12 protein-coding genes are annotated in these 12,699 nt (G+C 60.9%); 1 reads left to right on the top strand and 11 read right to left on the bottom strand.

The genetic code is table 11. From position 1 onward, the window contains the following. Positions 1-53: 53 nt before the first annotated feature. The 5 genes from DWW03_RS08935 to aroQ all read right to left on the bottom strand — a co-directional run bounded on the left by DWW03_RS08935 (position 54) and on the right by aroQ (position 5,740). Positions 54-992 (bottom strand): leucine-rich repeat protein, encoded by a 939-nt coding sequence (locus tag DWW03_RS08935; protein ID WP_195285554.1) that lies wholly within the window; start codon positions 990-992, stop codon positions 54-56. Between the two features lie 108 nt (positions 993-1,100). Next, positions 1,101-2,210 (bottom strand): AraC family transcriptional regulator, encoded by a 1,110-nt coding sequence (locus DWW03_RS08930; protein WP_118406629.1) that lies wholly within the window; start codon positions 2,208-2,210, stop codon positions 1,101-1,103. A 25-nt stretch (positions 2,211-2,235) separates the two neighbouring features. Next, positions 2,236-3,681 carry a lipopolysaccharide biosynthesis protein gene (locus DWW03_RS08925; protein WP_022061839.1) on the bottom strand — a complete coding sequence of 482 codons (1,446 nt, stop codon included), beginning with the start codon at positions 3,679-3,681 and terminating at the stop codon, positions 2,236-2,238. 4 nt (positions 3,682-3,685) lie between these two features. Next, on the bottom strand, positions 3,686-5,161 hold the full coding sequence (pyk, locus tag DWW03_RS08920) for a pyruvate kinase (protein ID WP_015546752.1): 1,476 nt from the start codon (positions 5,159-5,161) through the stop codon (positions 3,686-3,688). Between the two features lie 150 nt (positions 5,162-5,311). Further along, positions 5,312-5,740, bottom strand: coding sequence for a type II 3-dehydroquinate dehydratase (aroQ, locus tag DWW03_RS08915; protein WP_118406628.1), 429 nt, complete (start codon positions 5,738-5,740; stop codon positions 5,312-5,314). Between the two features lie 103 nt (positions 5,741-5,843). Between aroQ and thiL the strand changes: the two genes are divergently transcribed. Further along, complete coding sequence (gene thiL / locus DWW03_RS08910; protein ID WP_022061837.1) at positions 5,844-6,782, top strand: thiamine-phosphate kinase; 939 nt, start codon at positions 5,844-5,846, stop codon at positions 6,780-6,782. Between the two features lie 112 nt (positions 6,783-6,894). Here the strand turns inward: thiL and DWW03_RS08905 are convergent, their stop codons facing one another. The 6 genes from DWW03_RS08905 to DWW03_RS08880 form a co-directional block, all read right to left on the bottom strand. After that, positions 6,895-7,170: a septum formation initiator family protein gene (locus DWW03_RS08905; protein WP_022061836.1), complete on the bottom strand. Its 276-nt coding sequence runs from the start codon at positions 7,168-7,170 to the stop codon at positions 6,895-6,897. Between the two features lie 154 nt (positions 7,171-7,324). After that, positions 7,325-7,960 carry a 7-carboxy-7-deazaguanine synthase QueE gene (locus DWW03_RS08900; RefSeq protein ID WP_118406627.1) on the bottom strand — a complete coding sequence of 212 codons (636 nt, stop codon included), beginning with the start codon at positions 7,958-7,960 and terminating at the stop codon, positions 7,325-7,327. Then, entirely contained in the window at positions 7,960-8,502 is a 543-nt protein-coding gene (gene hpt, locus DWW03_RS08895) for a hypoxanthine phosphoribosyltransferase (RefSeq protein WP_015546747.1), read from the bottom strand. Before hpt ends, DWW03_RS08900 begins: the two co-directional genes overlap by 1 nt. A 166-nt stretch (positions 8,503-8,668) precedes the next feature. After that, positions 8,669-10,147 carry an IPT/TIG domain-containing protein gene (locus tag DWW03_RS08890; RefSeq protein ID WP_022061834.1) on the bottom strand — a complete coding sequence of 493 codons (1,479 nt, stop codon included), beginning with the start codon at positions 10,145-10,147 and terminating at the stop codon, positions 8,669-8,671. A 35-nt stretch (positions 10,148-10,182) separates the two neighbouring features. After that, positions 10,183-11,538: a TlpA family protein disulfide reductase gene (locus DWW03_RS08885; protein WP_022061833.1), complete on the bottom strand. Its 1,356-nt coding sequence runs from the start codon at positions 11,536-11,538 to the stop codon at positions 10,183-10,185. Between the two features lie 17 nt (positions 11,539-11,555). Next, positions 11,556-12,689, bottom strand: a complete 1,134-nt coding sequence (locus DWW03_RS08880; protein WP_022061832.1) for a TlpA disulfide reductase family protein — start codon at positions 12,687-12,689, stop codon at positions 11,556-11,558. Positions 12,690-12,699 lie beyond the last annotated feature (10 nt).

The following is a 12,699-nucleotide window of genomic DNA, read 5'->3' as shown; positions in this document are numbered from 1 at the left end:
TCGTTCAGATGCGGGAGCAACGGGAGCGGTAAAAATAACGAAACACCCCTGCGTCACTCGAAAGCGATGCTCTTCCAGGTAAGCGGATCTCCGTAGTAGTTCGTGGCCCATTGGTCGGCGGACGCAGCTTTCGGTGCCGCCGTGCCGGTGCTGTAATGCTTGTCGGCATTCAGCGTAAGATCGCATACTTTGGCGAAGTTCGGGCTGAAAGGAGTTGCTCCACTGTCCATTTCCAGGGTAATATTCCCTGCTGCTGTCAGCCGCAGCTCGGTCAGAGCATCGCAATGCTGAAATGCGCTGTATCCGAGTCGGGTCGTTTCGGGCAGCGAAAGGGAGGTCAGGCCGGAAGCCATGAAAGCTGCGTTATAAATCCGAACCGCCTCGGGCAGTTGCACGCTCTCCAGCGAAGGGCAGCCCGACAAGGCCTGCACTCCGACCTCCTCCACGCCGTCGCAGGAGACGAAGCTCAACGCCTGGCAGGCGAAAAATGCCAAACAGCCGAGCGCTTTCACTCCGGCGGGCAGTCTCACTTCGCGCAGGGCGGGATAGGCATAATGGAACGCTCCGTTATCATATTTTTGTCCGTCGAACGCCCTTGCCGGCAGACCGCGGACATCGTCCGGGGGAAAGTTGAAATCGTCGTCCACCCGTCCGTTCACATTCACTTCCGGCCAGTCGGTCACGCCGGTCAGGTCGATCTTTTCCACGCCGGAGTCGTAGAAAGGGTTGCCGACCGGAGGGGTGCTGGAAAAGGAGACCCGAGCGGGAATCCCGATCTTGGCAAACTCGCCCGTCAGTTTGAATTCGGTGATGCCCGCGTCGAGTGCGGCTCCGATCGCGGTCTTTACCTCATCGGCGGTCATCCGGGTCATATCGACCGTGCCGGATACCGGTGACGCCTTGTTCCCGCCGCCGTCCGAGCACCCCGCCAGCGCCAGCACTGCGGCCGACACGGCCAATGCGGCCAATGCGGCCGTAAAAAATCCTTTCATCATCATATTGCATTCGTTTTAATCCGATGATAAAAGTAGCGCAAAACGGCTGCGGAGGAGTCCGGGAACTTAAAAAACAACGCCGGGTTTCTGGACTCGGCGTTGTTTTCATTCTTGCGAAGGGGCGATCGGGTCTCCGCCGGCATAGCGGCGGCGGTATTCGCCGGGCGACATGCCCGTCACTTCGGAGAACTGCGCGAAAAAAGTACTGCTCCCGTGGATGCCGACCATCTCGCCCACCTCGAGGGCCGAAGCCCCGGGATGCTCCAGCAACAGCCGCTGCGATTCGGCAATGCGCAGGGCGCGTATCCACGATTTGAAGTTAAGCCCCAACTCGGAGTTGACATACCGCGACAGGTAACTGCGGTTGCACCCGACCTCGCGGGCCAGCGACTCCAGCGAAAGACCCGGGCGGACATACCCTTTCGCGGCGATCCATTCGTCGAGCGCCGTACGGATATTCTCCCCGGCGGCCAAAGGCTCCGGCACATCGTCGGCGATCACGGGAGCGATCCGCCCGAACTCCGCGGGATAGTTGATATACTTCATTCCGAAGAAGGTGTAGAACACCATGTAGACCCCCGTAAAAGCAAACAGGTAAGGCATCCCTAACCCCGACACCAGCCATGCCGCGGCCGTCAGTCCGATCAGGGCCGTCATCAGAAACGACACGGCCACCCATCGCAGACGGCGCATCTCTCCGTCCGAAAAAAAGTTGTCCAGCTTGCGGCGACAGACCCGGTATTCGCGTACGAAAGTCCGCGCAAAGAGGGCTATCTGCACACAATAAGCGGCTGCCGTCAGCCGGAAAAGCACCGGAAAGGCCTGCGGAAAGAACAACATGCAGCCGAACAGCGACGCCGTTCCGGCAGCCACGGCAAGCAGATGACGGCGAACTCCCCGCGCAAGCGGAAAACGGGAGTTGACCAACGTCACCAGCGCCCCGGAGAACATCGTGGCCTGCACCGCAGCGACGGCCAGCACCAGAATCCGCGTGAAATCCAGTTCATACTCCTCCCGCAAGAAGAGCAGCCACAGCACATCGGTGAAAGCGAGCGAAAAGTAGGCCCAGCCGACAAAACGGCGCGAAAGGCGGTAATTGCGCAGGCGTTCATCGCCCGGCATACGCAGCAAAAAAAGAGATCCGCCGACCACCGCGAGAATGATCGCCGAACAAAGCAACACTCCGGCATAGAGTGAATCGGGTTGTCGGAACATATCAGAGGCCCTTGGGTTTCAAACCTTATTTTTTCAGCTGCCTGCGCACGATGGTCGTCACCTCCCGGAAGGCTTCCAGCCGGAACAGCGCCGACAGCGCGAGGTAGCTGACCACGCCCGTCGCCAGTTCGGCCAGCAGCCGCACGAGGTCGTTGCCGGGAATCGCCGCGGCCGTGAGCCGCACGAGGAGGTACATCGTCCCCGACACCAGCGCCACGGGCAGCAGCGTACGGACGAAACGCCGGAACGTCAGGGAGGTGAAGCGCGTCGTCGCCAGGAAATTGACCGCCATTTCGCAGAATGCGATGGCCACCAGCCCCCAGACCACGGCCATCACGCTGTGCGGAATCGTCACGGCGAAAATCGCCGTCATAATGATCTTCTTCACCACTTCGAGACGCACGATCAACGGACCCTTACACCTTGCTTTCAACACATTGTAAGCCGTCAAAGCGATCGGCGAGAACAGTCCTGCCAGACATACCGCCTCGAAATAGGGAACCGTCGGCATCCACTCCTCGCCCAGCAGCACGGCGAACATGTCGCGGGCCACGGCCGACATGCCCAGCATGATCGGAAACATCACGTAAGAGACGACCATCACCACCTGCCGGTATCCTTCGGCGAACTTCGGGGCATCGTCGCGGATCTTCGCCAAGGCCGGGAACGTGACGTTTTGCACGGCCTGAATGCCCGTAGCGGCGGGCATATCCTTGAGTTTCACCGCCTGGTCGAACGATCCGAGCACCGCGGGCGAATAGAGTTTTCCGAGAAAAAACTGGGGTATCTTGTTATAGAAATTCGAAATCAGGTCCGTCACCATCAGACTGCACCCGAACGGCGCCATCTCGCGCAGGGGCTTCAGCCCGCACTTGCCGCAGGGGCGCCAGTCGCTCAACCACCACAGCAGCGCGGTCCGCATCCCGACCGCGATCACACGCTCCGCCACGAGGCTCCAGATGCCCCACCCGGCCATCGCCAGCGCAATGGCCGTAAGCCCGCCCGCCAGCGACGAAAGGAAGGTCACCTTCGAGAGCAGCGCGAAACGGAACTGCCGGATGAAAATCGTATTCTGAACGGCGCACAGGGCGTTGAGCGGCAGCAGCAGGAAGAAAACCGGGGCGATCCGCGCGATTTCGGGCATGCCGTACCAGCGCGCCGCAAGGGGCGCCAGGGCCACCAGCACCCCGTAGAGCACCGCCGAAACGGCGATGTTGAAGAGGAAAACCGACTTGTAATCGCTCTGCGAAGGCCCTTTGTGGCGGACCAGACTCTGCGAGAACCCGCTGTCGACGATCACCAGCAGCACCGTCACGACGGCCGACGGAATGGACATGAAGCCCAGTATGTCGCGCGTCAGCAGGCGCAGGATGACCAGCCGCACGGCCATCGCGAGGAGCATCGAGCCGATCTTCTCGGCCATGCTCCACGCCACGCCCTGCGCGACTTTCTCTTTGAGTTCGCCGCCCAACAGCCTAACAGTTGTGCTGCGCGACGATCTCCTCGTTACGCTTGCGGATATTCTGCACGTTGGCGATCTCGACGTACGACGCACCGCCGTCGGGACCGAAACTGCCGCCCACGATGGCCATCAGGTCCCCGTCGTCGAGTTTGCGGTACTGGTCGAGGAACTCCAGCGCATCGACCAGGAAATGGTATCTGTCGGAGAGTTCCTGATTCCGGAGAATCGGCACGACGCCGTACGACAGGGCCAGAATCCGCTGCGCATGCAGCTGGTAGCAGACGGCCATCACGGTCTTGCGGCCGCGGAACGCCGCCAGATAACGGCCCGTGCGGCCCGTCTTGGTGTCGAGCACCACGTATTTGATCGGCAGGTTGGTCGAGGCGCGCACGGCCGAACGGGCCAGCTGCGCGGTGATCTCGTGGTTCACCGAAACCATGTCCATGTCGATCATCGGCTTGAAATGCGTCTCGTCGCGCTCGATCTCGCGGGCGATGCGGGCCATCGTCTCCACCGACTGCACGGGGAAATCGCCCATGGCGGTCTCGTCGCTCAACATCACGGCGTCCACACGCTCGTAAATGGCGCTGGCCACGTCGCTCACCTCGGCGCGCGTCGGACGCGGGGACTTGACCATCGAATAGAGCATCTGCGTGGCGATGATCACGGGACGCTTGGCGCAGATACACTTCTCGACGATACGCCGCTGCGTGTTGGGGATCACCTCGGCGGGAAGCTCCACGCCCAGGTCGCCGCGGGCGACCATGATGCCGTACGAAGCCTCGATGATCTCGTCGATGTTGTCCAGTCCCTCCTGGTTCTCGATCTTCGAGATGATCTTGATGTTGCTGCCGTGGGCGTCGAGAATATCCTGCACGGCCCGGATGTCGCGCGCCGAGCGCACGAACGAATGCGCGATGAAATCGACGTCGTTCTTCACGGCCCATTCGATGAAGCGGCGGTCCTTTTCGGTCACCGACGGCAGGTCGATCGACACGCCCGGCACGTTGACGCTCTTGCGCGAACGCATGGCGCCTCCCACGACGAACTCGCAGTCCAGCTCCGTATCGTTCTTGCCCACGACGCGGATTTCCAGCTCGCCGTCGGCGATCAGCATCCGCGCCCCGACGGGAATGTCGCTCACGATCGACGGCACGTTCATGTAGACCACCTTGCGGGTCGTGAAGTCCGAGCCGTCCGAACCGCGCACGGCCACCCGGTCCCCCGGGCGGAAATTGATGCTGTTGCCGTATTCGTCGGCGATCGTCGTGACGCGGATTTCGGGTCCTTTGGTATCTATCATAATCGGAATGGCCGGGTTCACCCGGTGCACCGTCTCGACGATATGCGTGGCCCCGTCCTCGGAGACGTGCGCCGAATTGACGCGCACCACGTCCATACCTGCGTCGAAAAGCTGTTTTACGAACTCTTCGGTGCAGCGGAAATCCGACATCGTAGCGACAATCTTGGTTTTTTTCATGCGATACATAGAGCTATGTTTTTACGTTTATATTATCCTTCGATACGCTCTCGGGCGGTGTTGCCGCCGCCGTTGGCGTCGTTCACAAGTCTGTCCACCCCGAATCCCTCCCCGGAGAGGACTTGAAGGCAGCGTTGCCGGGCTTCCGCCCCGACGCAACTATTTTTCCGCGCCTGTCAGCAGCGCGTACACGCCCAGCCGATAGGAGTTCAGGCCGAACCCCATGATCGACCCCGCGGCCACGGGAGCCAGCAGCGAGGTGTGGCGGAACTCCTCGCGGGCGAGGATCGAGGAGATGTGCACCTCGACGACGGGAACCGACACGGCCGACACGGCGTCGCGCAGCGCCACCGAAGTATGCGTATACCCGCCGGCATTGAGCACCACGCCGTCGTAAACGCCGTCGGCCTGCTGCACGGCGTCGATCAGTTCGCCTTCGATGTTCGACTGGAAGTAGCCGAACTCCACCGAGGGATAGTTCGCTTTCAGCGCTTCGAAATACGACTCGAAAGTCTGCGATCCGTAAACCCCGGTGTCGCGCCGCCCCTGAAGATTGAGGTTCGGTCCGTTGAGAATCAATATCTTCATAGTTTCATTCATTAACCTAACGCCCCAAGCGGGCGATTCCCGGACAAAGATAATCAAATTCACCGAAAAAATCGGTAACTTTGCGCCATAACACAACTCTTCCATGACCGAATTCGGATTCATCGACAGCATAAAAACCCTTTTCGCCCCGCTTCCCGACAACGGATTCGAGGGCATCGGCGACGACTGCTCCGTGTTGTCTGTCGGCGGCGGCGAATCGCTGGTCTTCACCGCGGACCTGCTGACCGAAGGGGTCCATTTTCTCCGCACGGCGACCTCGCCCCGCGAGTTGGGACGCAAATCCCTCGCCGTAAACTTGAGCGACGTGGCTGCAATGGGCGCCCGCCCCGTGGCGACGCTGCTCTCGATCGCCCTTCCGGCCGATGCCGCCGATGCGTGGGCCGCAGAGTTCATGCTCGGCTACCGGGAACTGTCCGAGGAGTTCGGCGTGACGCTCGCCGGGGGCGACACGACCCGCTCGCTGTCGGGCCTGACGATCAACGTCACGGCCATCGGCCGCGCGGCCGACGCGCACCTCAAGCGACGCAGCGACGCACGCCCCGGGGACGTGATCTTCACCGCCGGGGAACTCGGAACCTCGGGAGCAGGCTTGCAGGACATCCTCGCGGGACGCTGCGACACCCCCGCGGCCGCCGTGCACCGCAACCCGCAGCCGCAGGTAGCCGAAGGCATCTGGCTCGGCAGCCGTCCCGAGGTGCGCGCCATGATGGACCTTTCGGACGGTCTGGCCTCCGACCTGAAGCATATCCTCGACCGCTCGGGCGTCGGCGCCGAAGTCGCCGTCGAGCAGATTCCCGCAGCCCCGGGCGCCGACGTCCGCATGGCCGCCTGCTCAGGCGAGGACTACAAACTCCTGCTCACCGCCGCGCCGGAGGCCGCCGAACGCCTCGCCGCTGATTTCCGCATCCGCTTCGGCACGCCGCTCCATCCCATCGGCCGCATCACTTCCGGACCGGGCCTCGTGTGGCTCCGCAACGGAAAACCCGAACCGCTGGACTGGCACGGCTTCGAGCACTATTAATGCAAACGGGGGTGGCTTGCAGCCACCCCCGTTTGCCGGGCGGTTATTGAAGTACGTCCCGTTCGCGCTGCACGAAAGCACGCGCAAAGAGGCCCTATGAAATCGGAAAGCCCTATTCCCTGATAATGTACACGTGTTCGTTGCGCCCCTGCATGTGGTAATTCTCCCGGGCGTACTCTTCGAGGTAATCGTCGTATTTCAGCCGTTCGAGCAGGGTGCTGTCCTGTGCGATCTTCTCCGAATAATAGCTCTGCTCGCGTGTCAGGGCGTTGATCTGCCGCTTGATCTTCACGGCATGCAGGGCGTTGCGCCCCACGACGAACACCGTGAAGACGACGATGACCGCCGTTGCGACGATCCAGAACCTGCGGCCGAACTGAATTTTCATTTAAGGAATTATCGTATTGCCAACCGCCCGAAGCCTACGCCATCTCCCTCTCCGAGGGAAGGCCGGAATGGGGTCAGACTTGCATCTGACGCCGCAGGCGGCAACGACAGCGATCGACAGCGGACCAAGCGTGAAATCATCCGATTACTTCTCTTTACGGTATATGCATGTATTTGTGCGTCTGAATGGAGATATTCCATTGCGGATGCGCCTTGGCGTACTCGACTATTGCGGGCATGACCCTTTCGGCAACGCTCCACTCGGGCTGGAGGAACAGCAGGCACTTTCCGCCTACGCGGGCGGCATTCCGCTCGGCCCATTCGAAATCCTCCTCCGACTCGACGATCACTTTCAGTTCGTCGGCCCGTTCGAACGCCTCGTCCAGGGGCGGCTGCCGGCGCTTCGGCGAGAGACACACCCAGTCGAAAACACCGCTGAAAGGGTGCGAGCCCGATGTTTCCAGAAAAATCTGCAACCCCCTCTCGCGCAGCGTCTCCGTGAGCACGCCCAGCGGATAGAGCAGCGGCTCGCCTCCCGTGATGACGATGGCCTGCGCCGGACACGACGTCGCACGGTCGATCACGGTCTGCACATCGGTCGGCGGATAGAGTTTCGGGTTCCACGTATACTTGGCGTCGCACCAGCGGCAGCCCACGTCGCACCCGCCGAGACGGATGAAATAGGCGGGTTTCCCGGCGTGGAATCCCTCGCCCTGAATGGTGTAGAAATCCTCGACCAACGGCAGCATTCGCCCGCCGTCGAGCCATGCGGGATCGGTCGCGGCAGCCATCACTCCGTCACTACGTAAATATCCTTGAGACTGCGGCCCAGCTGGTCGTAGTCCAGCCCGTAACCCACGATGAACTCGTTGCCGATCTCCATGGCGCGGTACTTGATCGGCAGCGTCTTGCGGTACGACCCGGGTTTGAAAAAGAGCGTACAGACCTCGACCGACGCCGGGTTGCGGGCCTCCAGCTCCTTGATCATGTGCTCGATCGACTCGCCCGTGTCCACGATGTCCTCGACGATGATCACGTGACGGCCCTCGATCGGATTGTTCAGGCCGATCAGACTTTTCACGCAGCCCGTGGAGCAGGTCCCGTCGTACGACGCCAGCTTGACGAACGAAAGTTCGTTCTGGAATTCGATTTTCTTGATCAGGTCCGACATGAACATGAACGAACCGTTGAGAATGCCCAGGAACAGCGGGGTCTCCTTGCCGGCATAGTCGGCATTGATTCGCTGCGCCACGGCATCCACGGCCTTGTCGATCTGCTCGGCGGGGATCATGATTCTGAACTTCTTGTCGTGAAGTTGTATGGTATTCTCCATTTCGTTACGGGATTTTTGGGATTATACCTGCAAAAGTAACTATTTGCACGCAACAAACGAAGTCTTCGGGCAAAATAAATTGCAGAACGCGCAAACTCCGCACGGCGACGAAAAGAGCCGCCCGGGCGATCCGGGCGGCTCGTAAAACGAAATCGGCGCTTTTCGCCTATTCCGCGTAGGTAAATTCGAATATCGTTTCAGAGGTGACCTTGACTCCGATACCCATCATATCCATACCTACTCCGCCCCACTTGGCAGCGGTCACGTAACCCTCGCCGTCCTGGGTGCAGGTTACCGCCTTGGCGGGATCATCTTCCGACATGGCGTCGAACATCGTCGCAGTGGGCAGGTTGAGCGAAGCCTTTCCGTCATAGCCCAGGAAACAAGCCAGGGCATGATCGTCGTCCAGCGAGGTGGTAACACCAGCAATGGCTTTCGCCACATCGACGCCGAAGATGTTGTTCTTCTTGCCGGCATCGCCGTATTCGAACATTCCGCCCGCCGTATAGTTCCCGTTTTCAAAATCGAACGAGACGTAATTGGAGCCGGTGCTCTGATAAACGACGCCGGTGCACTGTCCGTTAACGGCATCATAGGTCCAGGTGAAATCAGCGGGTCTCGAAACGACTTCGCCGCTGACGGTTCGCATGAAGTCGACGTTGCTGCTCTCTACTTTTCCGCCGTTGAGCACCCAGGAGAATGCCCGGATACCGGATTCGCCGTCTTCGTACATCTTGTTCAGGGCCGAAACCTTGTCTCCGTCGAAAGAGAACGTGTACCAGTCGGCAGCGTCTGCGCCCTCGCCCTGCTGAACGGCGGTCACCCGGTTGTCGCTGCCATATTTGAGCGACAACTGCGACACGACGTTCGTTCCCTCGCTGAACAGCATCTCGAAATACATATCGGCCATCTCCTGATCGTTTCCTACCATCTCCAGCAGTATGGCCTTCACGGCCTCCACGCCGCCCTCCACGGTGGAGAAATCGCAGGTCTGCGACATCGCATAGCTGATGCCCGTCAGCCGCTTGTACACCGCAGCGGGAATGTTCTCGCCCAGCGTCCAGTCGATGTTGTTGTGCTTGAGGATCACGTTGTACGTGCCTGCCGCAACGCCGTCGGGGATCGTGCAGCTGATGCCCGTCGAGGAGGGCACGGCCGTCAGCTCCGTACGGGTCTTGGCGGCATCGGCGGTCTCCAGGAAGATGCGCGAAGCCGAGGTGAAACCGTTACCGGCGATCTCCAGCGTCTTGTTCAGCTTGATCGCAGCGGGCAGCACGACGCTCGACACCGGGTTCTGCGCAGCCTCCAGGCGCACCGGACCCAGGTCCCAGCTGCCGTTCTGCTTCACGACGACGGTGTACACGCCGGCCGTGAGGGTCGACGGAACCGTACATTCGATCCCCGCGGCCGTCACGGTCTGGTCGGCCGCCGCGGTCTCCGTGCCCGAAGCGTTGCGCAGGAAAAGCTGCGCCGAAGCCTCGAATCCCTTGCCCGTCACCGTGTAGAAACCGCCGATCTCGGCCGTGGAGGGAACCGTATATTCCGTAATCGGACAAGACGGCTTCTGGTCGTCATCACCGTCCGAGCAGGCTGTGAATGCACCCGCCGTGCATCCGATCAGCAACATAAGCCATAATTTTCTCATAATGCTTTGGTTTTAAAAAGTTAAAAATCAGGTATCTATATTCCTTCCAGTTCGTTCAGTATCCGTTCGGTATCCTCGGACGAGGGCCGGAGCATGTCGGCGTTCACGATCTTCCCCTCCTTGTCGAGCAGGATGAAGTGCGGAATGCCTTCGATGTTGTAGTCGCTCTGAAACCGGCTGCCGGAACCCAGCAGCAACTGCACGCCCGCCAGCTGGCCCGACGCGGCCATCTTCTCCCAGGCGGCCTTGTCCTTATCGACCGAAAGCCCCAGGAAAGCGATGTTCCGGCCCTCGAACTTCTTCACCAGTTCGCGGAAATGCGGCAGTTCGGCCTTGCAGGGGGCACACCATGTCGCCCACATGTCGATATAGAGGTATTTGCCCCTGAAATCGGCGAGCGTATAGCTCTTTCCCGCCAGGTCCGTCGCCGTGAAATCGGGCGAAGGGCGCCCTGGCGCCGTCAGGTCGTGGCTTTCGAACTCCTCCTTGTATTCGCGCAGCATCTGCGGGTCGGTGATGTAGGCATTCGCTATGTTCTGCAATTCGGCCGTATTGCGCACGCCGTTGTTCTGCATGTATTCGATCGCCAGCAGCCGCAGCATGGTCTGCTTCACCTTCTCGTCGGTGAAATTGTCGGCGACGTAACGCATCGTCGCCACCGTGCGGGTGTAGGGATCGCCGAATTCGCGGCCCTGCCCTTCGAGCACCAGCGGGATCGCGAAATGGATGAAATCGCGGTAGACGTCCACGTCGGCCAAGTCCTCGCGCTCCACGACCATCTTCCCCACGGCGTCGTAAACCTCCCTGCCGGGACGGTAATCGGGATCGCCGCCCATCAGCTGGTGCCCCATCGGATACATCACCATCGTCTGCGCGTAGAGATAGCGGAGGCGCGCCTCCTCGACCTTCGCGAAATCGGGGCACGTCTGCTCCAGCTTACGGGCCTTCATCAGATGCACGGCATCGTCCGCCAGCCGGTTGATTTCGGCAAAGAACTCCTCCCAGGGCAGGTCATAGGCGTTGAACTCGGGCAGAGTCATGGTTTGCAGGTACTCGTTGGCCTCAACGTTGCGGCCTTCGACCCGGAAGCCATCCTTGAACTTGCGGCCGTCGAAGCGCAGCGTCACCTCCTCGCCCCGGCCGATGAACGCCATCTTCGCAGTCTGCCCGTAAATCACGCGCGGATAGATGTTTCCCAGTCCGGTAATCACCAGCCGGCCCTTGCCGTGCTTGTCGAGCGGGATGGTGAAAGATGTCGAACGGTCGATCAGCAGCCCCACGTTGGAGACGGTCATGTTTTCCACCTCGACGTTCACCACGATGTCGTCGGGATTTTTCGACGTGCAGGCGCAGAGAGCCGCCCCCAGCACGAACAATAAGATTTTCTTCATATTCCTGTTTCGGTTAATCATTTTCCGTAAATTTCCTCCAGCACGCCGTCCAGCCATCCGCCGCGGGCGTTGAGCCGGCAGATGCGGCCTTCGCCGTCGACGAGGATAGATGTCGGCACGGCCGAGGTTTCATACGTCGTGAAACTCGTGCGGCCCGTGTCGAGCAGCTGGGGCCACGGCATCTTTTCCTCGCCGAGCGCCTGTTTCCAGTTTCCGGCGTCGCTGTCTATCGACACGTAAAGCACGTCGAAACCGTTCCGGTGGTATCTGTCGTAAGCCCTCCGGACGAACGGAATCTCACCCCGGCAAGGCATGCACCACGAAGCCCAGATTTCGACCAGCGTGTAATGTCCCGGACGGATGAAATCCGACACCCGGCGCACGACGCCCTCCGCATCCGGCAGTTCGAGGTCGGGCAGCGGCTGTCCCTCCACGATCCGCTTGTCGCGGATGCACGCCGCGGCGTAACGCCCGGCTGCCGACTCCCTCGCCTGCGGGGCGAGCGCATCCATCAGCGACTCCATCTGCGCCCGATCCAGCCGCGACTGGCGGTCGCAAAGTTCCTGCACGATGGCGAGGCTGACCGCCGAAGCGGGATGCTCCCGCACATAAGCGATCTTGAAATCCCGGATGAGGCCGGCCTTTTCATCGACCCGTCGGGCCAGTTCGATCCCTTTGGCCTCGTCCCCGCCGTTGTAGAAAGCCTCCACATAGTCGCGGAATGCACGGTTGCGCTCCTCCGCCAGCGGTTCGAGGGCCGCGCGGTAAGCCTGCCACTCGGTCTGGGTGGCGCCGCCCGCGAGCGTGAAGACGGGATCGCTTTTCGAAGCGTCGCACACGGCATTCACGGCCGTGCTGTCCAGAAATACCGGAAAGGTCACCGTCAGGTTCCTGTCCGACCGGTTTTCGGGATCGAGATAAACGGCCACACGGCAGTTGCGGGGCGCATCCAGCACGCCCTGCAAACGGAATTTCCCGTTCGCCACCGTCGTGCTGTCGATGGCCTCGGCCTGCCCGGCGTCGGTCGTGAACAACACCACGGGCTTGCCCTCCCAGGCTTCGGGAACCTCCCCGGTAAGGGTGTAGCCTCCGTGCGGAGCGCACCCCGTCGCGAAAAGCGCCGCCAGAGCGGCATAAATCCAGTTTTTCATAATCAGTTCG

This window comes from Alistipes sp. AF14-19 (assembly GCF_003461645.1).
GTDB lineage: Bacteria > Bacteroidota > Bacteroidia > Bacteroidales > Rikenellaceae > Alistipes > Alistipes shahii.
The sequence above is the reverse complement of the archived record's forward strand: the minus strand, read 5'-3'. Positions and strand labels throughout refer to the sequence as shown.